The organism is Micromonospora sp. NPDC047812 (genome assembly GCF_040704175.1).
Classification (GTDB): domain Bacteria; phylum Actinomycetota; class Actinomycetes; order Mycobacteriales; family Micromonosporaceae; genus Micromonospora.
The window spans coordinates 1-25,371 of record NZ_JBEYRY010000002.1 but is presented as its reverse complement, the minus strand read 5'-3'; the positions used below and the strand labels follow the sequence as shown (position 1 = coordinate 25,371).

Below are 25,371 nucleotides of genomic sequence, written 5' to 3'. Positions count from 1 at the left end.
CGACGTGTCGCGGCTGACGGCCCACCGCGACCTGGCCCGGCTGCCCGGTGCGGGGTTGGTACGTCGCGATTGCTCGGGGAGAACGCACCCACACTGGTGGTACGAGGAACAAGAACCGGCTCGGCTCGGAGACCGTGAACCCCGACGCACCGCCGGGGCGCTATCGAGAACCAGCGATACGGACGATGTCGACAGGCCGTGTCGACCAGCACAATCCGCGGATGGACTCCTGGTTGACGACGGTCGGGTTGCCGGTCGCGCTCGGCATCGTCATGCTCGGCCTCGGGCTGGGCCTCGCCATCGGTGACTTTCGGCGGGTGGCGGCGTACCCGAGGCTGGTGCTCGTCGCCCTCGGCTGCCAGGTGCTGCTGCTGCCGGCGCTCTGCTTCGGTCTGGTCCTACTCTTCGGGCTCAGGCCCCAGCTGGCCGTCGGCATGATGCTGCTCGCCGCCTCACCCGGCGGGACCACCGCCAACCTCTACAGCCATCTCTTCGGCGGCCACGTCGCCGTCAACGTCACGCTCACCGCAGTCAACTCGGTGCTCGCCGTGTTCACCCTGCCCGTGGTGGTGAACCTGTCGGCGGATCACTTCCTGGGCGACGCGGCGCCGATCGGGCTCCAATTCGGCAAGGTGCTCCAGGTCTTCGCGATCGTGCTGGTGCCGGTCGCCCTCGGAATGGCCCTGCGGTCGCGCTTCCCCGGGTTCGCCGACCGACTCGGCCGGCCGGTGAAGATCCTCTCGGTGGTGGTGCTGGCCGCGGTGATTCTCGGGACGGTGCTCAAGGAACGGGCCAATCTCGCCGACTACTTCATCGCGGTCGGCGCGGTGGTGCTGGCCTTCAACGTGATCAGCCTGCTGGTCGGGTACGGCGTGCCGAGGCTGGTCGGGGTTGGCCGGCGCGGGTCGATCGCGGCCGGCATGGAGGTCGGTATCCACAACAGCACGTTGGCCATCACTATCGCGATCAGCCCGGCGTTGCTGGACAGCACCGAGATCGCGGTCCCGGCCGCCGTCTACGGCATCGTCATGTTCTTCACCGCCGCCGTCTTCGGCTACCTGGTCAGCCGGGGACGTAACCCGGTTGAGGCCGGCAGGGGCCGGACCGCGTGAGCCGGACACCGGCGAGGTGGTCGTTTGGGCCGCTCAGTCGGGGCAGAACTCGTTGCGCTGACGCCTTGCCTTCGGGGACGCGCTGGAAGAACAGGCGTGAACCCGTGCCCGAAGGGTCGCCGCAGGCGAACGAGGCGCCCTGACGTTCGGCCGGGAGCACGCGCGTACTCTTCCGAACCGGGGAAGGAACCCCTTCGCGGGCGGCGGTACGACGTGCCCCAAGAACTCCACCAGAAGCGGGTGACGCGCTCCGGGTCGGCGCAGTCGAAGGCGATCTGAGACTGCTTCACCGATGTCATCTGGGTGGAGTAGCCAAAGCCGGCTACCGGTGGCGCCGATCCGGCGCACCGTTCGCCAACGCCGGTCCCGAGTGGTCAGGCAGCCCTCAAGCACGGCGACTTCGACGGCATGGAGCTCGCCCTGCCACGCCAGCTCTCAATGACAGTGAGGTCGCGCTCGGTCAGCCCGCGACGTGAGGTCAACTACAGACCCGCTATGTGCCTTGCAGGGGTTATTGCGCTCGTCTCTTCGGTTGATTGACTGAAGAGTGATCTCCAGAATCCGGCCCAAGACCACGATTAGGAGGGTGCCGGCACTCGACGGGTCCGTCGGCGCCTCATTCGGCAGTCCATCCGGCATCCGCTGTCGGTGTAGATCCTGGTGGCCGTCCGCGGAGACGGGGACCTATCACGTCGCGTGATGAGCGATCGAAATGGCTATGAGCGGTTGATGTTCGGCGGGGTCATCAGGACATGGGTGACCGTGCGGCCGTACGGCCGCTGTCGTCGCGACAAAGGCATGCGCCTCGTCGTAGCAACTGTTGTGCCCCGGGCACACGCTGGCGACTGACCGGACGATTGCCGGTGCGGTCTGGGCTCGGCTGACCCAGCTGTGCCTCCGGCTTGCGGCGGTCGATTCCAGAAGCCGCCCGGCTGTCGGATGGTGACACTCGCATTGCGACTACGCACCTGGGAGGGCTGGGCAAGGTCCGCCGCAGGGCCTGCGACCCGGAAGATCCGGTCGGCCTCTCGGATTCTTGCGTCCATCGACAATGCTAGCTTCGGACACTCGGTGGTCATCGGAGGGATCTGATCAAGTGGCGTTCTATGTTGAAGTACCCCTGCCCGACGGCTCGGTCGTGCTCGCTGAAGTGACCGAGCAGGTGGAAGGAGTTGTTTCAGCAGGTCGAGCAAGCGACGTCGTAGGTCGCGTGACCGAGTCATTCGAGGAGTCCTTCGCCCGATTCCGCACGATGGCCGCGGGGGTGGCCCGGCAGGCATGGAACCAGGCCCACCCGCCCGAGCGGGTGGCCATCGAGTTGGGTGTCAAGGTCACTGCCAAGGGCAAGCTGGTGTTGGCCGAGACCGGAGTTGAGGGACAGCTGAAGGTCCTCTTCGAGTGGCAACGTAGCGGGGTCACGCCGGGAGGATCGGCTGACGACGAGTGAGCCGGTCCCCATCAGAGCAAGATCGCCTGCCCACGCTCGACGGTGTTTCCGCGTATCCGCTGCGTGCGTCGATCGTCCGTATCCTCGACGCGGACAGGAACGGCGTAGGACTCGGTCTGCTGGTCGGTCCCCGCGAGGTGGTGACGTGCGCCCATGTCGTAGCTCGAGCATTGGGGCTGCTGGAACGGTTTCCCGAGGCGTCGACCTCGGTGCCTGACGCCCCGGTTCTCCTGGAGTTTCCGCTCCTTGCCAAGGACCGCATTCTTACCGCTCGGGTCGAGATCTGGCAGCCGATCGCCGAAGACGAATCAGGCGACGTAGCGGGACTGCGACTGTACGGCGCCCTGCCCGAGGGCGCCCATCCCACACCGTTGGCTCGCTCGGCCGGGGTCATTGGCCACGGATTCGTGGCCTACGGCAGCTCCGCGCGGGACACGGTGGGCATCGGCACCTGGGTCGTCGGCGAGATTCGGGGTGTCGTCCGGCACGGCTGGCTTCAACTCGCACCCGACGCCACCGCGGACGCGCCGCGGGTGGAGCCTGGGTTCAGCGGCACGCCGCTCTGGGACCGCCACCGTGGCCAGGTTGTGGGCCTGGTGCGCGCGGTACGGCGACACCGGGGTGTGGCGGTCGAGGGATTCGCTCTGCCTGCTGACACGGTGCTCACCGCCTGGCCACTCCTGGCTGACCGCGTCCGCGCCGCCTGTCCGTTCCGGATGCTCACACCGTTCGAAGAATCCGATGCCGGCAACTTCCACGGACGCGAACGCTTGATCGACCGGACCGTCGCGGCCATCGTGGCCGGCCGCGTCTGCATGGTGAGCGGTGCGTCCGGAGCCGGCAAGACGTCACTGCTGCACGCGGGCATCCTGCCTTCCCTGCGCAGGCGGGACGGTTACCTTCCGGTCGTGGTTCGCCCGGCGGCCCGCAGCGATCCATGGCTGGCGCTCGCGTCGGCGATGGAGCGACTGGTCGCCCCCCAGCGGGAGCCGGCGGAAGCGCTGGAGGCGGAGGGAAGAGTCGCCGCGTTACTCAGGGACGCGCCGCCCGAGGATTACGTCCACGGGCTGCTCGACCGACTCCAGTACAGCTGCCTGGTTCTCATCGTCGACCAGTTCGAGGAGTTGTCGGCGGCGGATCCGACCACCGCCCGGCGCTTCCTCGCCATGCTGGTGCGACTGGCCGAGGTCGGCGCGTCCCAGCGACCGCCGGACGTCCGCCTGGTCATCGCCTCCCGCACCGATGTGCTGGCCGAACTCGCCGGCACGTCCCCGGACGGTGGCAGTTCCGCCGCCGGGGAAGGGCTCACCCGTGTGGCGACCACTGTCATCGACGTGCCCCCCATGGACACCGAGGAACTGCACCGGGTCGTGACCGAGCCGGTGCGCGCCGCCGGGACGGTGCGATACGAGCCGGCACTGGCCGAGCGGATCATCGCCGACCTGCGCGACCAGCCATACTGTCTGCCGGTGCTCCAGGCCACCCTGACGTACCTGTGGGAACGGCAGACCGCCGACGGACTGCTCACCCACGAGGCATACCAACAGAGTCAGCAGGGCGCTGGCCCGATCGCCCAGCACCTGGACGAGGTGTGGAGCCGTGACCTCGGTCCGCAGGAGCGCGAGCAGACGAGGCGTCTCGCTCTGCACCTGGCCCTGCCGATCGAGGACGGTGGACACGCCCGCCGCATCGCCTACCGGGACGAGCTGGACGCGACCCAATGGGAGCTGGCCCAGGTGCTGGCCACCACCCGGATGCTGGTGCTACGCGTCGCGGTGGACGGCAACGAGACAGTGGAGTTCACCCACGACGCCCTGATGGCCCAGTGGCCCCGCCTGGCCGGGTGGCTGACCGAATCGCGGGAGCTGCTCCGGTGGCGCAGCGACGTGCGCCACCGGGTCCTCGCCTGGGCCGGTGGCGCCGACGACCGACCCGCGTTACTCGAAGGCAGCGAGCTACGCCGGGCCGAGGCGCTGATGAACGCGAACCACGACGACCTCAGCGTGCCGGAGCGGGAGTTCGTCTCGGCGAGCAGCCGCCTACGCCGCACCGCCCGGATGGTGACGGCCGCGGTTCTCACGGTCGTCCTGGTGCTGCTGTCCGGCGTGGTCGCCTCCACCGGCCTGTGGTGGTGGCGGGACCGGACGAGCAAGCAGCAGGCTGCCGTCGCGGCGGCCCACGGGCTTCTGGAACGTGCGTCGTACACCTGGGGCGGGCGTACCGGCGCGCTGGTGGCGGCTGACGCGTTCACCCGGGCGGACACACCCAGGACCCGGCAGGCTCTGGCGGAGGCCTACCGCAGCTACCGGCACGTACGGTCGGTGTCGCCGGCTGCGCGAAGCTGGCGTTCCGGCCACGAAATGCTCACCACCAGCGCCAACCAGGAGGCCCAGCTGGCCTATGACGGCGGCAGGGGCGGAGTCGAGGTGTGGCGGCTGGACACCCTGACCGCCGGCCACCCGCCCCGGGCCGTCGTCCTGCCCACGACGGCCAAGGCCGCTGCCATCAGCGGCGACGGACGTACCGTCGCGACCCTGACCGACAACGTCATGACCCTGTGGGACGCGACCAACGGGAAGCCGGTTGCCCGGCGTCCGCTGGCCCGGCCGGTGGCGGACCTGTTCACCGACCGACCGGTTCGGCTCGCACTCGACCACACCGGCACCAGCCTGGGATACGTCGTGGGCGACATCGCCGGAGTGATCGACACTGCCACCGGCGCCGACCGGGGCGAGCGGTCCCGCCTGCCGGTGAAGCCACAGTTCCGGCACGGTGCGTCGCTCCGCCTCGGTCCGGACGGCCGCCTCGGCGTCGTCACGTACGACGACAAGAACAGCATCCGTCACGGACTGTTCCGGCCGTCCCGAGGGCCGGTGGTCCCGATGGCAGCCGGCACCCAGGTCGTCGGCTCCCTTCCGGACCGCCCCGAGCTCGTGCTGTGTCGTCAGCGCAAGGGGCTCGGCGGCGCGGTCCAGCGGGTGGACTATCTGCTGCTGAACCTGGAGACGGGCCGTGAGCGGCCCTTGCTCGCCGACGTACCCAGATCGGCGGACCGGGGCCACTGCGCCTACGCCGCGGTGGATCTGACCCGAGGCTTCACCGCCCTTCTCGAGAACGGGCCGTTCGAGGAGGACGGCCAGCGCTTGCGCCTACTGGACGAGGCTGTCGAGATCTGGGATCACCGCGCGCGCCGTCAGGTCGCCTCGTTCCCCGCACCCTCCAGCTACTTCGACGGGCCCGACTCCCTGCTCCGGCTGCAAGCCACCCCGGATGGCAGCGGCGTGTTGACCGTGAACGGTCCCGGCGGGATCGCGGTGCTGGAGCTTCCCGCGGTCGACTCTGTCGACTTCGCGCTGGCCGCCGCCCGGGCCGCGGCGTACGACCCGACGGACAGGTTGGTCGTGGTGCAGGGGCAGGACGGGTCGCTGAGCGCGTGGGACAGAGGCACCGGCCGGCGACGGGCGGTGAGCACCGAGCGGGTGACGCCGGGCTGGACCACCGGTTGGCAGCTGCACAACTCACTCGCCTTCAACGGCGACGGCACCCTGGTGGCCACCCCAGGGACCGCACCTGGCTCGCTCGCGGTGTGGGAGACCCGGACGATGCGGCGACTGACGACGATCGCCGCGCCGCGATGCGCCGCCAAGACCGCGCTGTCCGGTCACCTACCCTCACTGAGCTGGGCGTACTCCGCGGCGACACTGGTGGTCGTCTGCAATGGAACGACCTCGGTGTGGGACGCCCGCACCGGGGCGCCACGCGGTGCGCCGTTCCGCATCGCGGACAGCCACGTCCTCACGGTGCCCCATCCGACGCGGCCGGTGTTGTTCGCCCTGACGGGACCGGACAACGCCATCGAGACCTGGAGCCTCGCCACCGGCCGCCGGGAAGGTGGCTGGCAGCCGCTCGCCGACGATCGGGGGCGGTCGGCCTACGGCCTGGCCCTGCACCCGGACGGGAGCCGCCTGGCGATCACCTACAGCGAGGGCCCGCTACTTCTGCAGAGCACGGACGGAGGCCGAGAGTCCCGACGCTTCGAGGTGAACGGGACCAACCCGCACTGGTTGGCGATGCCGGGCCGCATCGCGCTGTCCACCGGGGCGGGCCTCGTGGTGCAGCGCACCGAGCCCGCGACGTTCATGGACAGGCTACGTGGCAGGGGAGCGGCACAGGTCGTCCTGCCGGTGGCGGGTACCGCCGAGCAGCTCTCCCCGAAGGGCGGGGAGCTGCTCGTGTCCTACGAGAATGCCGGGTGGGGACGCGTCAGTACCGATCCCCTCAGTTGGCACGGACAGGTGTGCCGGGCACACGGCGGGGCGACCGAGGTCGACCGGGAGGAGCTCGACTCGGTCGGTGCCGGTTCGCCCTGTTGACCGACGGCCGGCCGGCCTGCCGCCCCCGGGGCCGGCTCTCCGCCGCACCCGTCACGAGCAGGTCGGTCATCCGGGTGGGGCGCCCACGCTGCGACGGCTCACTTCGCCTGCGGGAGGCGCGTCCGGCACCATCGGCCAGCTCCCCGCCCGCTTGACGGAACGCAGGGCGACGGCCACGTCGGCGTGCTGGAGGCCGGGGAGCTGGCCGATGGTGCCGGACAGGAACTCGTAGAGCGCGGCGTCGCTCTCCAGCGCGATCTCGCCGCACAAATTCCGGTCTCCGGTCGTCGCGGCGATCATGAGCACGGCGGGGGCGCGGCCAGCAGTTCGCCGGCCTGCCCGAGCTGCGTGGGGTTGACGCTGAGGGTGATGAAGGCGTTCACCGCGAGCCCGACGACGTTGGGCTCGACGACGGTCCGCATGCGCAGGAATCCCGCCGCGGCTCGGGCACTGACCGGCGGCGGCCCGGTCCGCGTGCGCGGAGTTGCCATAATCGAGCCGTGTCTGTCCCGAGACGGCGTCGCTCGTCGCATCCTGCGGTCGTCGGCGCGGTCATCGCCGCCGTGGCCACGGTGGTCGCGGCGGCCATTCCCGTCGCGCTGGAGCTGACCCGCGACACCGGCGGCGGCGGTGCCGCGCCGCCGGTCCAGGGTGCCCCGTCCACCGGACAGCCCCAGCCGACCACACCGGCGGCGTCCACCGGCACCGATCCCTCCCCGACACCCGCGTCGACCGCGGTCACCGCGTCGCCGTCGCCCCAGGCCGACGTGGTCCCGCTGACCGAGATGCGCGAGGTGGACGACTTCGAGGGCTGGGAGCAGGAGCCGCTGACCGTGGCCGGGAAGCCGCACCAAGCGGTGCTGACCGCGTCTCCGTGCTGGTTGAACGACCACTACATGGTCACGTTCGTGGTGAGCCGGCAGTTCCGGGTCCTCGAGGCGGCCGTGGGCATCGCCGACGAGTCCCCGAAGGCCGGGCCGCTGCGGTTCACCGTCCTCTCCGACCGCAAGGAGGTCTTCACCACCACGGTCGGCCTCGGGAGGACCCGCCCGGTCAAGGTGGACGTCAGCGACTCGACCCAGGTGTCCCTGCGGGTCAGCACGACCAGCGTCGAGCAGTGCCACGGTGACAGCCTCGGCGTCTGGATCGCGCCGCGGCTACGCCGCTGAGTGCCGGCTCGTCGACGCGGCGGCGGGGGCGGCGCGGTCGCGCGTCCCCGCAGCGTGCCGGTGTCCGACCCGGTGGTCGGCGGGCGGGCCCCCGACCGACCACCGGGCCGGGGCTCAGTGGGTCGGCCGGGGGGTGAGGAAGAAGGCCAGGACCGCGGCGGCGGCGGCGATGACGGCGCCGGTGGTAAAGCCGCGGGAGAAGCCGGCCGTGCTGGTGCCCGCGATGCTGGCCGCGGCCATGCTCGACACGACGGCGGCGCCGAGCGAGGCGCCGAACTCGTGGAAGGTGCTGACGATGCCGGACGCCAGACCGGCCTCGTGTGGCGCGACCTGGCCGAGCGCGACGGCGGACGCCACGACGAAGAGGACGCCGGTGCCGGCCGCGGCGACGGCCACCCCGACGACGAGGGCCAGGGTCCCGTCGACGAAGGCGGGAACCGCCATGCCGGCCGCCGAGACGAGCAGGCCCAGGACGCCGAGCGTGCGCGCCCCGAGCCGGCCGATGACGCGGCCGGCGGCGTTCGCGCCGAGCATGGTCGTGATCGCCACGGGCAGGAAGAGCAGCCCGGTGCGCAGGGCGCCGTAGCCCTGGTGGTCCTGGAGGTAGAACGTGCCCAGGAAGAAGACGGTGATCATCAGCGCGGTCGCGACGAGGATCAGCAGCGCCCCGGTCGCCACCGGCCGGCGGAGCAGGAGCCGTACGTCCATCAGCGGGCTCGCGGCGCGGCGCTGGCGGACGACGAACGCGGCGTAGAGGAGCACGGCGGCCACCAGCAGCAGCAGGATCGTCGGGTTGCCCCAGCCGACGTCGCCGGCGCGGATCAGCGCGTAGATCAGCGATCCGGTGGCCGCCGTCACCAGCACCGCGCCGGGCACGTCGAGCCGGGCCGTCGCGCCGGTGGGCGCCTGGGGCGGAAGCTGCATCCGCAGGGCCAGCAGCAGGATGATCCCGACCGGCACGTTGACGAAGAACACCCAGGGCCAGCCCGGCCCGGCGGTGAGCAGGCCGCCGAGGAGGACGCCCAGGGCGGCGCCACCGCCGCCGAGCGCCGACCAGATGCCGAGCGCCTTGTTGCGCTCGTCGCCGTCGAAGATCGTGACGACGAGGGACAGGGCGGCGGGGGAGAGGATCGCCGCGGCGAGGCCCTGCCCGATGCGACCGCCCAGCAGCATGGGGCCGCTGGTCGCCAGGCCCGCCGTCAGGGACGCGGCGCTGAACAGCAGGAGCCCGGCGAGGACGAGGCGTCGGGCGCCGAACAGGTCCGCGGCGCGACCGCCGAGCAGCAACAGGCCGCCGAACGTGAGGGTGTATCCACTCACCACCCACGTGAGGGCTTCCCGCTCCATGCCCAGGTCCGCCCCCATGTGCGGCAGGGCGATCGCGACGACGGTGACGTCCAGGATCAGCATCAGCTGGGCGATGCCGACGAGGCCCAGGATCCGCCAGCGCCGCGGGTGTGGACTCGCGGGTGTGGAAGTTTCGGTTGCGGTCACAGGTTCCGCCATGGCTGCCAGGCTCCTCCGCCAAGTTGAACGGTAGTGTTCAAGTTACGGAGACACGTTAACTCATGCAAGAGTGTTCGACTTAGGGGAAGTTCCATGACTCGCCCACTTGCCAAGCCGACCCGCCGGGCCGACGCCCAGCAGAACGTGGAGAGGATCCTGGAGGCGGCGGTGAGCTGCCTGAGCCGCGACCCCGACGCGAGCGTCAGCGAGATCGCACAGGCCGCGCGGGTGGGTCGGGTGACCCTCTACGGTCACTTCCCGTCCCGCGACGCCCTGGTCGAGGCCGCGCTGACCCGGGTGCTGGCCGAGGGGGAGGAACTCCTGGCGGGCCTCGACCTGACCGGCGACCCGCGCGACGCGCTGCGCGTGCTGATCCGGTCGAGCTGGCTGCTGATCGCCCAGTCGAGTGCCGTCCTGGAGGCGGCGCAGGCGTCGCTGCCGCCCGAACGCGTGCACGAGCTGCACGCCGAGCCGGCGCGGCGCGTCGACCAGTTGATCCGCCGGGGTCAGGACGAAGGGGTGTTCCGGGCCGACCTTCCGGCCAGCTGGCTGACCAGCGTCCTGCACCACATCATGAAGGGCGCCGCCGTCGACGTGGCCAGCGGGCAGGTGGACCGGGCGGACGCCCCCCGCCTCATCTCCGAGACGGTCCTCGCCGCCTACCGGGTCGACGGATAGCGGACACGTAGGCGCGACGGACGGGCGCTGGCGCCACCGGCGGCACCCGCCGTATCGTCGCGGTCCGACGGCGCGGGCCCGCCACCACCGGCCCCGGCGCGGTCGGCGCGGGGCGTCGTCCCTGGTGCTCCACCGGAACCCCACCGGATTGCGAGGACGCGGATCGATACTGCGGAGATGCGTGGGAAGGAGTGCGCGTCCGTAGCCGAGTCCGTAACGGTACTGCTCGCGGCACCGCGTGCGTTCTGCGCCGGTGTCGAGCGTGCGATCGAGATCGTCGAGCGTGCGCTCGCCAGTCGGGGAAGCCCGGTGTAAGTCCGCAAACAGATCGTCCACAACGCGCACGTCGTCGCCGACCTGGAGTCGCGCGGCGCCGTGTTCGTCGAGGAACTCGACGAGGTGCCCGCCGGCGCGACGGTGGTGTTCTCGGCGCACGGGGTGTCGCCCGTGGTGCGCGCCGAGGCCGCCCGGCTCGGCCTGGAGGTGTTCGACGCGACGTGTCCGCTGGTGGCGAAGGTGCACACGGAGGCGCGCCAGTACGCCGACCGTGGGGACACCGTCCTCCTCGTCGGGCACGCGGGGCACGAGGAGACCGAGGGCACCCTGGGCGAGGCGCCGGACCGGATGCTCCTCGTGCAGTCGCTGGAGGACGCGCGCACGGTCGAGGTGCCCGACCCGGAGCGGGTGTCGTACCTGACCCGGACCACGCTGGCCGTGGACGAGACCGCCGAGTGCTCGACGTGCTGCGCCAACGGTTCCCGGCGCAGCGAGGGCCGTCCTCGGCCGACATCTGCTACGCCTCGACCAACCGGCAGGCGGCGTTGCGTACGGTCGTCGAGGAGTCCGACCTCGTGCTCGTGGTCGGCTCGACCAACTCGGCGAACACGCAACGACTCGTCGAGCTGGCCCGCCGCGCGGGCCGACCGGCCCACCTCATCGAGGACGCGGCGGAGATCCTGCCGGAGTGGCTGGCGGGTGTCACCACGGTCGGGGTCACCGCGGTCGCGTCCGCCCCGCCGCGCCTGGTCGAGGGGATGGTCGAGGCGCTGCGGGCGCGCGGCCCGGTGACCGTGGTGGAGCGCGAGGTCGCCCGCGAGACCATCGAGTTCACCATGCCGGGCGCGGTGCGTTCCCTCTGACGCCGGAGCGCGCCGCGTCGGGTTGCCGCACCGGCGCGCCGCCGCCCCGCCGGACCGCGCGTGCGGGGCGGTCCGGCGGGGCGGCGGGGCTCGGCTACGCGGAAGCCTGGTACGTCGACTGCATCTTGTGCGAGAACCACTCCCCGACGGTCACCCGGTCGAGCCCGGCCTCGGCGCTCTCCTGGGCCAGCGGGCGCATGGGCTCGATCGTGGTGTCGTGGTTGGGCAGGTAGAAGAAGGGGATGGAGACGCGCGAGGGCGCGTCCGCCCCCTCCGGGTTGACCACCCGGTGCACGGTCGACGCCCACCGGCCGCCGGTCCAGAACGCCATCAGGTCGCCGATGTTCACGACGAAGCTGCCGGGGATGGCGGGCACGTCCAGCCAGTCGTCGTCGCCGCGCCGCACCTGGAGCCCGCCGAGCTCGTCCTCCACGTAGAGCACCGTCAGGCTGCCCCAGTCGGTGTGCATCTCCCGCCGCAGCACGCCGTCTTCGGGCGTCGGGTAGTAGTAGTTGGCGATGATCAGGGACACGTGCTCGTCGAACTTGCTGTCGAAGAAGCCCTCCGGCAGGTCGAGCGCGAGCGCGAACAGCCGCATGATGTCCGCCGACAGCTCGGTCATGGCGGCGATGTACTCGTACCAGACGGCCTTGAAGTCGTCGTCCGGCCAGATGTTCGCCGCCTTCCAGGTGGCCGGGTGCGTGCCGAGCCGCGCGCGCTCCTCCTCGCTCAGGTCGCCCGTCACGTGCGCGGCGAACGCCTCGTACGGGCCGCCCGGGCGGCGCAGCCCCGACACTCCGGAACCGCGGTTCGCGCTCCGGTCCTTCTCCTCCTCCGGTCGGGTGAAGAAGGTCTTGGTGGTGGTGTACATGCGGTTCACCAGGTCCCGGGGCACGCCGTGCCCCACGACGGTGAAGAACCCCGAACCCTCGCACGCCTTGCCGATGGCTGCCGCGATGGCCGCGCGCCCCTCGGCGGTGGTGCGGCCCGACAGGTCGATCGCCGGTACGAAATCCTGGACCACAACGGGTTCCACAACTGCCCGCCTCTCTCGCGACGTCATTACATTGATCGAAGCAATCCCGAGTCACCCGCCGGGAAGCCGCTGCGGCCCCGCTTCCCCCACGTGCGGGTAATTGCTCGGCGTACCTGGTGGTAAGGCAATGTTGAGACCGGCAGACATTCACGTGCACGATTGCGTCGTGGCGTACGAGGACGAGCAGTTGTCGCAGATGGTCGGGACGCTCGCCGACGCGGGCCGCCCGCTCTCCGGGGAGGCCGTGGGTCGGCTCGTCGCCGATCCGTCGGGTGTCGTGGCGGAGCCGGCCGTGCGCCTGCTCGTCGCCGCCGCGCAGGGGGACCCGCTGCTGCTGGCCGCCCTGCGCGAGGGGTTCCGTGTCGAGGGCGTCACCGACGGGCCCGGCCGGGCCCGGACGCCGAGGCGGGTCCAGGAGCTGGTCCGCGCCACGCTGCGCGGCGCGCCCACCGGATCCTGGCAGCTGCTGCGGGTGGCCGCCGTGCTCGGCCGCTCCTGCCAGCTGGCGGAGCTGGCGGCGATGACCGGGCGGAACACCGCCCAGATGCTGCCGGACCTGGACGCGCTGCTCGACGCCGGACTGCTCGACTGGGTGGGCGACGACCTCGCCTTCCGGCACGAACTGGTGTGGTGGGCGGTGCTCGACGCCCTGCCGCCCGCCGTGCGGCAGGCGCTTCGCGCCGACCGCGACCGCCTGCGCCTGCGCCGGGCCGTGGCCGGTGCGTCCCGCGCCGCCGACCCGTCGGCCGAGCCCGCGGCCCCCGCCGACCTGCGGCGCCGGATCGGGCTGCGCTCCGCGCCCGCCGCCCGGGAGCACCGTCCGGACGCCGGCGGCGCGTGGGAGTCGTTCAGCGGCGTCGAGCGGGCCATCGCGCGACTCGTCGCCGAGGGCATGACCAACCGGCAGATCGCGACCCGGGTGCGGCTGTCGCCGCACACGGTCAACTACCACCTGCGCGGCCTGTTCCGCCGGCTGGGCATCTCCTCGCGGGCGGAACTCGTCCGCCACGTGCCGGTCTCCTCCGCGGCGTAGGGCGGTCCGGACCTTCCGGACACCACTGCCACATTACGTTTTCCGGCGCCGTTCACGCTCAATTCGACGAAGGGCCGACCGCGTCCAAAGGACTACCCTGATGAGTAGTGTCAATTCGGGTCCCGTGCTCATTCTGGTAGTCGGGGGAACCGCCGTCAGGCAGTAGTGTCGCCCGTATCGAATTTCGTTGGGTCAGCGGCAGGTAAATCCACGGGTACGACCGTGCTCACACCCGAGGGAAAACATGAACATCCGTACGCAACCGCGTGTCCACGAACTCATCGCCGTCCGCGCGGCGTCGCAGCCCGACCGGACCGCGGTCGTGCAGGGCGACGCGCACCTCAGCTACGCGGACCTGGAGCGCCGGGCCAACGGCCTGGCCCGCCACCTCGTCGACGAGGGCGTCGGCGCGGACTCCGTGGTCATGGTCCACCTGGAACGCTCCATCGACGCCATCGTCGGCCTGCTCGCCATCTGGAAGGCGGGCGCGGCCTACCTGCCCGTGGATCCGGGGCTGCCGGACAGCCGGGTCGAGGCGTTCGTGAAGGAGACCGACTGCACCACCGTCATCACCCACGGGCGTGACGTGGCGCGGTTCGCCGACCTGCCGGTCAGGGCGCTCACCGTGAGCGCCGCGGACGGCGCCGCGACCGCCCCGGCCGTGGCGGTGGGCGGCGGGGACGCCGCCTACATCATCTACACCTCGGGCTCCACGGGTACGCCGAAGGGCGTCGTGGTCAACCACGACTCGCTGAGCTACCTGTGCGGGGAACTGACCGGCCGCTACGGCGTCACCCCCGACGACCGGGTGTTGCAGTTCGGCGCGCTCTCCTTCGACACGTCCATCGAGCAGATCACGGTCGCGCTGCTCGGCGGGGCGACGCTGGTGCTGCCCGAGCTGAGCTGGGCGCCCAGCGAGCTGCCGGAGCGGCTGCGCCACCACGGGGTCACCGTCATGGACCTGACCCCCGCGTACTGGCGCCGCTTCCTCGCCGAGGCCGGCGCGGGGGCCCGCGACCTGCCGGTCCGGATGGTCATCGTGGGCGGCGAGGCGGTCAACGCGGAGGACTGCCGCACGGCACTGGACCTGATGCCCAGGGTGCGGCTGGTCAACGCCTACGGGCTCACCGAGACCACGATCACCTCCTGCCTGATGGACCTGACCGCCGACGTGCTGCCCGCCCGCGGCGCGGCCCCGGTCGGCCGGCCGCTGCCCGGCACCGTCGTGTACGTCCTCGACGAGCACGACCGGCCGGTCGGCCCCGGCGAGCGCGGCGAGATCCACATCGGCGGTCGCGGCGTGGCGCGCGGCTACCTGACCGAGGACGACGCCGGCCGCTTCCGCGCGGACCCGTTCGCGTCCGAGCCGGGCGCGCGGATGTACCGGACCGGTGACCTGGGCGCCTGGACCGCCGAGGGCAACCTCGAGGTGATCGGGCGCATCGACCGGCAGGTCAAGATCCGTGGCTTCCGGGTGGAGCCCGGCGAGATCGAGGCGGCGCTCGCGGCGCACGACGGCATCGACACGGTCGCCGTCACCACCTACGAGCACGACGGCCAGCGGCGCCTGGTCGCGTACCACACCGGCCCGCGGCCCCTGGACGTCGCGGAGCTGCGCGAGTTCGTCGGCCGCCACCTGCCCGACTACATGGTGCCGACGACGTTCGTCGCCCTCGACGAGCTGCCGCTGAAGACCAACGGCAAGGTCGACCTGACCGCGCTGCCCGCGCCGCGGGCCACGGCGGTCGCGTCGGACAGCGGCGACGACACGCCCGTCGACCTGGTGGAGCGCGGCGTGACCCGGCTGTGGGGGCAGGTGCTCGGCGTGCCCAGGGTGCTGCCGGACGACAACTTCTTCGCGCAGGGCGGCAACTCGATCCTCGCCGCCGAGCTGCTCGCGAAGATCCGCGGCTCCTTCGGCGTGCTCATCACCCAGGTGCGTCCGCTGATCCGGCTGCTGCTGGAGGACGCGACGCCGCGCGGCCTGGCGCGGGCGGTGCGCGAGGCCCGGGAGGGCACGCTCGCCGGCGACGACACCCGCAGGCGGGTGGACTTCGCCGCCGAGACGGAGCTGGACGTGGAGATCCGGCGCGACGTGCCCGACGAGCCGCGCTGGCGGGACCCCCGCCACGTGTTCCTCACCGGCGCCACCGGCTTCCTGGGCATCTACCTGCTGCGGGAGCTGCTGACCAGCACGGACGCGGTGGTGCACTGCCTGGTGCGCGGCGACGGGCCGGAGCAGTGCCTGGCCCGCATCCAGGCCAACGCGCGGCACTACTTCGGCGAGGACCTCGCCGATCACCAGGCGGCGGGCCGGATCGTCGCCGTCCCCGGCGATCTCGCGGCACCCGGGCTCGGCCTGTCCGAGGCGGCCTTCGACGAGCTGGCGCGCACGGTCGACGTCATCCACCACCCCGGCGGGGCGGTCAACTTCATCTACCCGTACTCGCACATGCGGCCGGCGAACGTCGACGGCACCCGCGAGATCATCCGGATGGCCGCGCGGCACCGCAACGTCCCGATCCACTACACGTCGACCATGGCCGTCGTCGCGGGCTTCGGCACCGCCGGGGTCCGGCACGTCGACGAGGACACCCCCCTGGCGTACGCCGACCACCTCTCCGTCGGGTACGTGGAGAGCAAGTGGGTGGCCGAGGCGCTGCTGCACCGGGCGGCCGAGCAGGGGCTGCCGGTGGCGATCTACCGGGCCGCCGACATCTCCGGCGACCGGGTGAACGGCGCGTGGAACATCGCCACGGAGATGTGCGCGATGAAGAAGTTCGTGGTGGACACCGGCACCGCCCCGGTCGCGGAGCTGCCGCTGGACTACACGCCGGTCGACGTGTTCGCCGCCGCGGTCGCTCACATCGCCCGGTCGTCCCGGCCCGCCGGCGAGGTCTACCACCTCACCAACCCCGGGAAGGTCAACATCTCGGTGCTGGTCGAGCGCCTGCGGGCGCACGGGCACGACATCCGCGAGGTGTCCTGGGCCGAGTGGCTCGACGAGATGGTGCGGGTGGCGGTCGAACAGCCCGACCATCCGATGACCCCCTTCGCGCCGCTGTTCATCGACCGCTGCGCGACGGGCCAGATGAGCGTCGCGGAGATGTACCTGGAGACGACGTTCCCCGTCTTCTCCCGCACCAACGTGGAGCACGCGTTGCGCGGCAGCGGCATCGAGATCCCCACGGTGGACGCGGAGATGCTCGACCGCTACATCGGTTACCTGACCCGCACCGAGTTCCTGCGGGCCGCGTGATGGGCTGGGAGACGCTCGACCTCGCCCACGCCCCCACCGAGGGTCCGGTCGCGTTCGGCGACGACCTGTCCGCGACGACGCTTCTCGGCGCCTACCGGCACGGGCTGTTCCCGTTCCCGGCCGACACCGAGGAGCGGAAGATCGTCAGCGAGTTCACCTACGAGGCGGACGTCGCCGCCGGCCGGATCGCGGTGCTCGCCGGGAGCGCCGACCCGTACGCCGTCGCCTGGTGCTCGCCCGACCCGCGCCCGGTGATCCACGTCGACCGGGCCCGCATCCAGCGCAGCCTGCGGCGGCAGCTGCGCAACAAGGTCGAGTGGACGACGACGCTCGACGTCTGCTTCGACCGGGTGGTGCAGCACTGCCGCGTGGGCCGCGAGCCCCGGTGGCTGACCGACCGGCTCGTGTCGGCGCTGCGCGAGCTGCACGCGGCGGGGCACGCCCACAGCGTCGAGGTGTGGGAGGGCGACGAGCTGATCGGCGGCACGTTCGGCGTACGGGTCGGCGGCGTGTTCAGCGCCGACTCCCAGTTCGCCCTGCGCAGCGGCGCCGCGAAGGTCGCGGTCGCGTGCCTGGTGCGGCGCGTCGCGGAGAGCGGCGGCGTGGCGGTCGACGTCCAGCACGACGGCGACCACGCGAAGCTCATCGGCGCGGTCGCGGTGCCCCGCGCCGAATACCTGGCGCTGCTGCGCAGGCACGCCGACGACCACTGCGCCATGCCCGCGGACCCGCTGCCCGCGCGCAGCCTGGCCGCCTGACCGACGGAGGTGACCCCGTGCGCGTGTTGACGCTCGCCGAGCGACCGGACCTGCGGGACGCGATGCTCCACATGGAGGCGTCGTGGCCCGAGTACATCCCGCCCGAGCCCATGGTGATCGGCTGGGCCTTCGACCGGTACCCGGAGCACCAGCTCGTCGTCGTCGAATCCGACGACAGGGTGGTGGCCCGCGCGGCCGCCGTGCCGTTCGCGTGGGACGGCGACCCGGCGAGCCTGCCCGACACCGGTTGGGACGCGGTGCTGGGGATGAGCATGCTCGACACCTCCGCCGGCCGCGAGCTCACCGCGCTGTGCGCGCTGGAGATAGCCGTGGTGCCGGGGATGCAGGCCCGGAACATGTCGGGGCGCGTCCTGGCGGCGGTGAAGGACAACGCCCGCCGGCACGGCTACCGCGACGTCGTCGGGCCGGTCCGGCCCAGCGGCAAGCACGCCGAGCCGCACGAGCCGATGACCGGGTACGCCGCCCGGACCCGCGACGACGGGCTGCCGACCGACCCGTGGCTGCGCGTCCACGTCCGGGCGGGCGGTCAGGTCCTCGACGTCTGCCCGGCCTCCATGACGATCTCCGGCAGCCTCGCGCAGTGGCGCGCCTGGACCGGGCTGCCCTTCGACACCAGCGGACCGGTCGTCGTGCCGGGTGCCCTGACCCCGGTCGAGGTGAACGTCGACCACGACCACGCCGTCTACGTCGAACCCAACGTGTGGGTCCGACACTCCCTCGCGGAAAGGCATGCCTCATGACCAGCACCGTCCCGACCACCCTGGCCTCCAAGATCCGCAACCGTGCCGCGCTGATCGAGATCATCGGCGGGTACATGGCCTCGCAGTCGCTCGCGCTCGCCGCCGAGCTGAAGCTCGCCGACCACATCCACGACGGCCGCGTCACGAGCGCGCAGCTCGCCGAGGCGACGGGCACCCACGCGCCGTCGCTGCACCGGCTGCTGCGGACCCTCGTGGCCGTCGGCCTGCTGGCCGAGCCGACGCCGGGCGAGTTCCGGCTGACGGAGGTGGGTGAGCAGCTGCGCACCGACTCGCCGAACTCGCTGTGGGCGTTCACCCGGTTCTTCACCAACCCCACGCTGTTCTCGTCCTGGCAGCAGGTGCGGCACACCATCGAGACCGGTGAGTGCGCCTTCGACCACGTGCACGGCCGGAACGCGTACGAGCACCTCGCCGAGCACCCCGAGCTGTCCGCGCTGTTCAACGTGGCGATGGGGCAGGAGTCGAGGGTGTCCGCCCAGCTCGTCGCGAACGGGTACGACTTCTCCGGCGTCCGTACCGTCGTGGACGTCGGCGGCGGCGACGGCACGCTGCTCGCCGCGATCCTCGGCACCCACGAGCACCTGACCGGGGTGTGCTTCGACAGCGCCGCGGGCGTCGCCGAGGCCGCCGGCGTGCTCGCCGCGGCCGGGGTGTCCGACCGCTGCGAGATCGTGGCGGGCGACTTCTTCTCGTCGGTCCCCGGGGGCGGCGAGCTGTACATCATCAAGAGCGTCTTCCAGGACTGGAACGACGAGAACGCCCGGAAGCTGCTGAGCACGGTGCGCGCGCACATGCCCGCCGACGCGACGCTGCTGATCGTCGGCTCGGTGCTGCCGGACACCGCGAACACCGACAACCCGGTGATGTTCTACACGGACATCAACATGCTGGTGACCGCGGGCGGCCGGGAGCGCACCGAGAGCGAGTTCCGGGCCCTGCTCGCCGACACCGGCTTCACCGTCGAGTGGTGCGGGCACGGCGCCGCCGGGCCGCTCTCCCTGATCAAGGCCGTTCCGGCGAGCTGAGCACGTCGAGTACGGGCCATGTCCGCACCGCCCCGGGCGGGGTGGGCGTGGCCCGTCCGTGTCCCGATCCAGAGCACCCGGCGACCGGGGAGGCAACGATGTCCAGACCGAGTTTCGGCAGCGAACTCCTGCGCGGCAGGCTGCGGGTCGACCTGCTCGACCCACTGCCCGACGCCGGGCTCGACGCCGACGCCGAGGCGTTCCTCGCGCGGCTGCGCGCGTTCTGCACCGACAAGGTGGACGGCCGGCTCATCGAGCGCGAGGACCGGATCCCCGACGAGGTGGTCGACGGCCTGCGCGACCTCGGCGCGTTCGCCATCAAGCTCCCCCGGGAGTACGGCGGGCTCGGCCTGTCGGGGGTCTGCTACCACCGGGCGCTGATGATCGTCAGTACCGCGCACTCCTCGCTCGGTGAGCTGCTCGGCGCGCACCAGGCGATCGGCCTCATCCAGCCGCTGCGGCTGTTCGGCACCGACGCGCAGCGGCGGGAACTGCTGCCGAGGTGCGTACGCGAGATCTCCGCCTTCGCCCTCACCGAGCCGGACATCGGCAACGACCCCTTCCGGATGCGGACCACCGCCACCCCCACGGAGGACGGCGGCTACCGCCTCGACGGGGTGAAGCTGTGGACGACCAACGGCACCATCGCCCACCTGATCGTGGTGATGGCCCTGGTCCCGCCCTCGGACAGCGGCCCGGGAGGCATGTCCGCGTTCGTGGTGGAGGCCGACGCGCCCGGGGTCACCGTGGAGCACCGCAGCTCCTTCCTGGGCCTGCGCGGCCTGGAGAACGGGGTCGTCCGGCTGCACCGGGTCGTGGTGCCCGCGAGCCGCCGGATCGGGCCGGAGGGGCAGGGGCTCCAGGTGGCGCTCGCCGCGCAGGACACCGGCCGGCTGTCGATGCCCGCCGTCTGCGCCGCCGCCGCCAAGTGGAGCCTCAGGATCGCCCGCGAGTGGTCGGGCGTCCGCGTGCAGTGGGACCGGCCGATCGGTGAGCACGAGGCGGTGGCGGGCAAGATCGCCTACATCGCGGCGACCGCCTTCGCCCTGGAGGCCATGGTCGAGGTGTCCGGCCGGCACGCCGACGCCGGTGTGCTGGACACGCACACGGAGGCCGAGCTGGCGAAGCTGTTCGCGTCGGAGCAGGCGTGGCGGATCGTCGACGAGCTAATGCAGATCCGGGGCGGTCGCGGGTACGAGACCGCGGAGTCGGCCGCCGCGCGCGGTGAGCGCGGCGTCCCCGTCGAGCAGCTGTTCCGGGACCTGCGCATCGGTCGGATCTTCGACGGCTCCAGCGAGGCGCTGCGGGTGTTCGTCGCGACCGACGCGCTGGCGGACGAACAGGGCCCGGCCGACCGGTCCACGCCGTTCACGCCGCCGCCGGGCTTCGGCGACCTGGCCGGGCACCTGTCGTTCGTCGACGCGACGAGCGCCGAGCTGGCCCGGCACCTCGCCGACGGCCGGGAGCGGTGGGGCGAGGCGGTCGCCCAGCGGCAGCTCTTCCTCGGCCGCGTCGTGGACGTCGCCGCCGAGCTGTACGCGATGACCGCCGCCTGCGTGTACGCCAAGGCGCTCGGCGGCACGGCGGTCGAGCTGGCCGACGCGTTCTGCCGACAGTCCCGCCAGCGGGTGGCGGAGCTGCGCCGGCGGCTGGGGGAGAACACCGACGGCGACGACGTCGCGGTGGCCCGGCGGGTGCTGGGCGGCAGCTTCACCTGGTTGGAAGAGGGCGTGCTCGACGCGTCCATCGAGGGGCCGTGGATCGCCGAGCCCGAACCGGGACCGGCGAGCGGCCCGAACCTGCACCGCACGATTCGGAGGTGACTAGTGGACGAGCACGTGGCAGAGCTGGTGGCACAGGGCCGGCGGTCGCTGGAGCTGGCGCCCAACCGGTTCCTGGAGCAGCTGGAACGCGGTGAGGTGCCGGTCGACCGGCTGCGGGCCCTGGCCGGCGAGCTGTACCACCTGGTGTCCAGCGACCGGAGCAGCTTCGCGTTCCTGGCGGCCCGCTTCCCCGAGCCGCTGTTCCTGGCGATGGCGGGCGCCGAGGAGGAGGCGCTGGGCCTGCTGCCGGCCTTCGCCGCCGCGGTGGGCCTGGGGGAGAAGGAGCTGCGGGCGCACGAGCCGCGCCCGCTGGCCCAGGCGTACCCCTGCTTCATCGTCCGGACCGCCGTGTTCGGGCCGCGGTCGGCGATCCCGCTGGCCCTGCTGGTCAACGTCGAGGAGTCGGGTGGCTTCTACGCCCGGGTGGCCGACGCCCTCCAGGCGCGGTACGGGTTCCCCGACGAGGCGGTCGCGCACTTCCGCTACTTCGCCGAGACGCCGGACGAGGTGCTGGAGCAGGCGGCCGGGGTGGTGTCGGCCGGCCTCTCGGCGGGCGACGACCCGGTGGAGGCCCTGCGCGCGGCGCGGATGGTGCACGCCTACGAGGCGGTGTTCTGGGCGACGATGGCCGAGTGACCCCGGGACCGGGGTGGACCCGCCCCGCTCAGGGCAGGTCCACCTCGACCCGGCGGTCGATCCGGTCCTCGATCCAGGTGCTGGTGTCGACGAGCCACACGCGGTCCACCGAGATCTGGTAGATGCGGTGCTCCGCCGGCGGCAGCAGCGCCGACACGGGCAGGGTGTACTCCGCCCTGCTGGTCTCGTCCGGCAGCAGCGCGTCGTAGAACGTGCCGTGGTGTGCACGTACCTCGTCGGCGGTCAGCTCCCGGCAGGTGCCGGTGAACTGGGCGCCGTCGACCTCGGTGAGCCCGCCGTCGCCGGTGACGAAGAGCGCACCGCTCACCGTCGGGCGGGCCGCCACGTGCCGGCTGTGCCGGGACTGCGTCGCGGAGCCGAACAGGAAGCGCAGCGGGTCGGGCAGCCACGCGTACTGCAACACCGCCGTCCAGGGCCGGCGGTCGGGGGAGACGGTGGACAGGGACAGGTACTTCGCGTCGGCGAGGACGCGGTGCAGCCGGTCGGCGAGGTCCATGGTTCAGCCCACCTCCGCGAGGGACGTTCCGGCGATGTACGCGATCCTCGGCCCGGCCAGGCGTACGTAGTCGCGCGTGTCCAGGGCGATCGACACGTCGAGCCGGGCGGCGTTGAAGTAGATCTCCGGCTCGTCGAGCAGCCGGGGGTCCACCACCAGTTCCAGGTCGTCGCGGAAGCTGAACGGGACGATCGTGCCGCTGACGCAGCCGGACAGCTCCTCGGCCGTCTCCCTGGTCGCGAACGACACGTAGGTGCCGTCCCACATCCGCCGCAACGCGTCGAGCGCGACCAGTCGGTCGCCGGGCACGACGGCCAGCACGAAGCGGTTCACCTTCTTGCCGAGCTTGACCCGCGCGACGATGCACTTGGCCGCCTGGGACAGCGGGTGACCACGCAACCGGCTGGCCGGGGAGGTGACCCCCTGCGGTTCGTGCGGGATGAGGCGGAACCGCGCGCCCTGGGACTCCAACAGCCTGGTCAGCCTCTCGTACGTGCTCATCGCCCGTACTCGTAGAAGCCCCGGCCGCACTTCTTGCCGAGCATGCCGCCGGCCACCATGCGGGCGAGCAGCGGCGGCGGCGAGTAGTGCGGTTCCCGGAACTCCCGGTACAGCGACTCGCTGATCGCGGCCACGATGTCGAGCCCGATCAGGTCGACGAGGCGCAGCGGACCCATCGGGTGCGCGCAGCCGAGCGTCATCGCCTTGTCGATGTCGGCCACCGACGCCATGCCGGACTCCACCATCCGGACGGCGGAGAGCAGGTACGGGATCAGCAGCGCGTTCACCACGAATCCCGCGCGGTCCTTGGCGCGGACGACCTGCTTGCCGAGCACCTCCGTGACGAACGCGTCGACGGTCTCGACGGTCCGCACGTCCGTACGCACCGAGCCGACGACCTCCACGAGGGGGAGCACCGGCGCGGGGTTGAAGAAGTGGATGCCCACCACCTGCTCGGGCCTGGCGGTGACGCCGCCGAGCTTCACGATCGGCAGGGAGGACGTGTTCGAGCCGAGGATGGCGTCCTCGTCCTCGACGACCTTGTCGAGGGTGGCGAACACGTCGAGCTTGATCGACTCCTGCTCCGACGCGGCCTCGATGACCAGCTGCCGGTCGGCGAAGTCCGTCAGGTCGGCGGTGAAGGACACCCGGCCCAGCGTCGCGTCCCGGTCCGCCTCGCTCAGCTTGCCCCGGCCGACCGCGCGGTCCAGCGACGCGGTCAGCCGCGCCCGGCCCGGTACGAGGGAGGCCGGCCGCGACACCGCGACGAGCACGTCCAACCCGGCCCTCGCGCACGTCTCGGCGATCCCGGCGCCCATGACCCCGCACCCGACGACGCCGACCCGGCGAATCCTGTCCATGTTTCTGCCTCCGCACACGCGTTAACAAATGGGGTTGCCGCGGAATTCGGTGAGTAGGGCGGGATCGCCGCTCCCTGACACGTGTCGTGAAAGGACGATAGGTTGGTCCGCGGGCCCGACGCAATGATCTGCGCCTTTGTCCAGTCGAATTCGTGGCGGGTGCGAGAAAGCGGTTACCCGGCAGTTCCCGATCGACAGTTACCTTTCTTTGCGTTAACTCACCATCGTAGGAGGCGCACTATGGTCGACTTCAGCGCTGCCCCCACCACCCAGATCGACAGTCGCGGCGGCAAGTGCCTGTACGCGCAGATCGACGAGTTGCGCGCGGCCGGACCCGCGGTGGCCGTCGAGCTGCCGGAAGGCATGTTGGCATGGTCGATCACCCGCGGTGACGTGGTCCGGCGCCTGCTGACCCACCCCGGGGTCTCCCGCAACGTCAAGAAGAACGTGCCCAGCTACACCCCCGGCGAAATCAAGTGGCTGTCGCCGTGGGTGGACGTCGAGTCGATGTCCACGGCGGAGGGCCGCGAGCACCAGCGCCTGCGGCAGCTCGTGGCGCCGGCGCTGACCCCGAAGCGGATCGACGCGATGCGCCCGCACCTGGAACTCATCGCCGGGCGGCTGCTCGACGACCTGGCCACGCGCCCGTCGGACGAGCCGGTCGACCTGCACACCACCTACTCCCAGCAGCTGCCGACCAGGATGATCTGCGACCTCTTCGGGGTGCCGGACGACCTGCGGCCCGAGGTGCTGCGCATCCTGCGCGTGGTGCTGAACACCGACAACGTGCCGGAGGAGGAGTCGGCGGCGGTCTACGTCGACATGAACGTCGCCATGCGTACGCTGATCGACCTCAAGCGCCGCGAGCCGTCCGACGACCTGACGAGCTTCCTGATGGCGGCCCGGGTGGAGGGCGAGGAGCCGCTCAGCGAGCAGGAGCTGGTCGACATGCTGCTGCTGCTCATCGGCGGCGGCAGCCAGACGACCGTGACGCTCATCGACCACACCGTCCGCGAGCTGCTCGCCAACCCGGACCAGCTGGCGACCCTGCTGGCCGACCCGGCCCGCTGGCCGGACGCGATCGAGGAGGCGCTGCGGGCGCACTGCCCGGTGGCGGCACTGCCGATGCGCTGGGCGAAGGAGGACATCGACCTCGGCGAGGGGGTCGTCATCCGGGCGGGCGACGCCATCCTCATCAGCTACCTGGCGCACGGCCGCGACCCGGCCGTCCACGACAACCCGGGCGTGTTCGACATCGACCGGGAGAACAAGGAGCACCTCGCGTTCGGGGCGGGCCCGCACTTCTGCCCCGGCGCCCGCCTGGCACGACTGGAGGCGGCTGTCGCGGTGCCGGCGCTGTTCGCACGCTTCCCGCGCCTCGCGCTGGCCGTGCCGCCGGACGAGATCCAGCCGCTGCGCTCGTTCATGGCCAACGACGTCGCGTCGCTGCCGGTGTTGCTGAACCACCGGTAGGCGGACACCGCGCCGCCCGGCCGGTTCGGGGACCGGGCGGCGGTGCGGACCGCACCAGGCGCAGTGGCTCCCAACGGTTTCGCCGACCGTCGGGAGCCACTGCGCCTGGTCGCGTCCGGGGGCGCCGGGGCGGTGCCGGCAGGCGGTCATGGCTGGTGTGGTGGTGGGTCAGTGGGTCAGTGCGGGGATTTGGATTTTGGCGTCGTGTTCGAGGATGCGTTGTTGGAGTTCTTGGAGGCTGCGG

Annotated in this window: 20 protein-coding genes and 2 pseudogenes; 14 read left to right on the top strand and 8 right to left on the bottom strand. The window is 71.9% G+C overall.

What is annotated here, in order from left to right; genetic code table 11:
• The first annotated feature begins 221 nt into the window (after nt 1-221).
• Nucleotides 222-1,112, top strand: coding sequence for a bile acid:sodium symporter family protein (locus AB0883_RS07760; RefSeq protein WP_366640376.1), 891 nt, complete (start codon nt 222-224; stop codon nt 1,110-1,112).
• A gap of 61 nt (nt 1,113-1,173) precedes the next feature.
• On the opposite strand, the pseudogene AB0883_RS07755 reads toward AB0883_RS07760, so the two are convergent.
• Nucleotides 1,174-1,411 (bottom strand): annotated as a pseudogene (locus tag AB0883_RS07755) (VOC family protein); the annotation flags it as partial.
• Nucleotides 1,412-2,208: 797 nt separating this feature from the next.
• Here AB0883_RS07755 and AB0883_RS07750 point away from each other — a divergent pair.
• The gene (locus AB0883_RS07750) at nt 2,209-2,559 is read left to right on the top strand and encodes a CU044_2847 family protein (RefSeq protein ID WP_366640375.1); all 351 of its coding nucleotides are present in this window, start codon (nt 2,209-2,211) and stop codon (nt 2,557-2,559) included.
• Complete coding sequence (locus tag AB0883_RS07745; RefSeq protein WP_366640373.1) at nt 2,556-6,932, top strand: trypsin-like peptidase domain-containing protein; 4,377 nt, start codon at nt 2,556-2,558, stop codon at nt 6,930-6,932. The genes AB0883_RS07750 and AB0883_RS07745 overlap by 4 nt, the downstream gene beginning before the upstream one ends.
• 66 nt (nt 6,933-6,998) lie before the next feature.
• Here the strand turns inward: AB0883_RS07745 and AB0883_RS07740 are convergent, their stop codons facing one another.
• Both AB0883_RS07740 and AB0883_RS07735 read right to left on the bottom strand, forming a co-directional pair.
• Complete coding sequence (locus tag AB0883_RS07740; protein ID WP_366640371.1) at nt 6,999-7,232, bottom strand: hypothetical protein; 234 nt, start codon at nt 7,230-7,232, stop codon at nt 6,999-7,001.
• The gene (locus AB0883_RS07735; protein ID WP_366640370.1) at nt 7,229-7,354 is read right to left on the bottom strand and encodes a hypothetical protein; all 126 of its coding nucleotides are present in this window, start codon (nt 7,352-7,354) and stop codon (nt 7,229-7,231) included. The genes AB0883_RS07740 and AB0883_RS07735 overlap by 4 nt, the downstream gene beginning before the upstream one ends.
• 78 nt (nt 7,355-7,432) lie before the next feature.
• Between AB0883_RS07735 and AB0883_RS07730 the strand changes: the two genes are divergently transcribed.
• Nucleotides 7,433-8,101 (top strand): NPCBM/NEW2 domain-containing protein, encoded by a 669-nt coding sequence (locus AB0883_RS07730; RefSeq protein ID WP_366640368.1) that lies wholly within the window; start codon nt 7,433-7,435, stop codon nt 8,099-8,101.
• Between the two features lie 114 nt (nt 8,102-8,215).
• On the opposite strand, the gene AB0883_RS07725 is transcribed toward AB0883_RS07730, so the two are convergent.
• Complete coding sequence (locus AB0883_RS07725) at nt 8,216-9,607, bottom strand: MFS transporter (RefSeq protein ID WP_366640366.1); 1,392 nt, start codon at nt 9,605-9,607, stop codon at nt 8,216-8,218.
• 93 nt (nt 9,608-9,700) lie between these two features.
• On the opposite strand from AB0883_RS07725, the gene AB0883_RS07720 reads away from it, so the two are divergent.
• Together AB0883_RS07720 and ispH are read left to right on the top strand one after the other, a co-directional pair.
• Nucleotides 9,701-10,285, top strand: coding sequence for a TetR/AcrR family transcriptional regulator (locus AB0883_RS07720; RefSeq protein ID WP_366640364.1), 585 nt, complete (start codon nt 9,701-9,703; stop codon nt 10,283-10,285).
• Between the two features lie 375 nt (nt 10,286-10,660).
• Nucleotides 10,661-11,424, top strand: a pseudogene (ispH, locus tag AB0883_RS07715) (4-hydroxy-3-methylbut-2-enyl diphosphate reductase).
• Between the two features lie 94 nt (nt 11,425-11,518).
• On the opposite strand, the gene AB0883_RS07710 reads toward ispH, so the two are convergent.
• Nucleotides 11,519-12,448 (bottom strand): 2OG-Fe(II) oxygenase family protein, encoded by a 930-nt coding sequence (locus AB0883_RS07710; protein WP_366640362.1) that lies wholly within the window; start codon nt 12,446-12,448, stop codon nt 11,519-11,521.
• Between the two features lie 178 nt (nt 12,449-12,626).
• On the opposite strand from AB0883_RS07710, the gene AB0883_RS07705 reads away from it, so the two are divergent.
• From AB0883_RS07705 to AB0883_RS07675, 7 genes are all read left to right on the top strand, one after another.
• Nucleotides 12,627-13,493 (top strand): helix-turn-helix transcriptional regulator, encoded by an 867-nt coding sequence (locus tag AB0883_RS07705; protein WP_366640360.1) that lies wholly within the window; start codon nt 12,627-12,629, stop codon nt 13,491-13,493.
• Nucleotides 13,494-13,737: 244 nt separating this feature from the next.
• Entirely contained in the window at nt 13,738-16,752 is a 3,015-nt protein-coding gene (locus tag AB0883_RS07700) for an amino acid adenylation domain-containing protein (RefSeq protein WP_366640358.1), read from the top strand.
• A complete protein-coding gene (locus AB0883_RS07695; RefSeq protein ID WP_366640356.1) occupies nt 16,752-17,510 on the top strand; it encodes a hypothetical protein in 759 nt (252 codons plus the stop codon). Before AB0883_RS07700 ends, AB0883_RS07695 begins: the two co-directional genes overlap by 1 nt.
• 17 nt (nt 17,511-17,527) lie before the next feature.
• Complete coding sequence (locus AB0883_RS07690) at nt 17,528-18,271, top strand: N-acetyltransferase (protein WP_366640354.1); 744 nt, start codon at nt 17,528-17,530, stop codon at nt 18,269-18,271.
• Nucleotides 18,268-19,317: a methyltransferase gene (locus AB0883_RS07685; RefSeq protein WP_121396279.1), complete on the top strand. Its 1,050-nt coding sequence runs from the start codon at nt 18,268-18,270 to the stop codon at nt 19,315-19,317. Before AB0883_RS07690 ends, AB0883_RS07685 begins: the two co-directional genes overlap by 4 nt.
• Before the next feature lie 98 nt (nt 19,318-19,415).
• Complete coding sequence (locus tag AB0883_RS07680) at nt 19,416-21,140, top strand: acyl-CoA dehydrogenase family protein (RefSeq protein ID WP_366640352.1); 1,725 nt, start codon at nt 19,416-19,418, stop codon at nt 21,138-21,140.
• Nucleotides 21,141-21,143: 3 nt separating this feature from the next.
• Nucleotides 21,144-21,776, top strand: a complete 633-nt coding sequence (locus AB0883_RS07675; RefSeq protein ID WP_366640351.1) for a hypothetical protein — start codon at nt 21,144-21,146, stop codon at nt 21,774-21,776.
• 28 nt (nt 21,777-21,804) lie between these two features.
• Here the strand turns inward: AB0883_RS07675 and AB0883_RS07670 are convergent, their stop codons facing one another.
• From AB0883_RS07670 to AB0883_RS07660, 3 genes are read right to left on the bottom strand one after another with little or no spacing between them, the layout of a single operon-like run.
• Nucleotides 21,805-22,293, bottom strand: coding sequence for a pyridoxamine 5'-phosphate oxidase family protein (locus tag AB0883_RS07670; protein ID WP_366640350.1), 489 nt, complete (start codon nt 22,291-22,293; stop codon nt 21,805-21,807).
• Nucleotides 22,294-22,296: 3 nt separating this feature from the next.
• Nucleotides 22,297-22,794, bottom strand: a complete 498-nt coding sequence (locus AB0883_RS07665; protein ID WP_366640348.1) for a YbaK/EbsC family protein — start codon at nt 22,792-22,794, stop codon at nt 22,297-22,299.
• On the bottom strand, nt 22,791-23,654 hold the full coding sequence (locus tag AB0883_RS07660; protein WP_366640346.1) for a 3-hydroxybutyryl-CoA dehydrogenase: 864 nt from the start codon (nt 23,652-23,654) through the stop codon (nt 22,791-22,793). The genes AB0883_RS07665 and AB0883_RS07660 overlap by 4 nt, the downstream gene beginning before the upstream one ends.
• Before the next feature lie 240 nt (nt 23,655-23,894).
• Here AB0883_RS07660 and AB0883_RS07655 point away from each other — a divergent pair, with 240 nt between their 5' ends.
• Entirely contained in the window at nt 23,895-25,127 is a 1,233-nt protein-coding gene (locus tag AB0883_RS07655; protein ID WP_121396273.1) for a cytochrome P450, read from the top strand.
• The last annotated feature ends 244 nt before the right edge of the window (nt 25,128-25,371 follow it).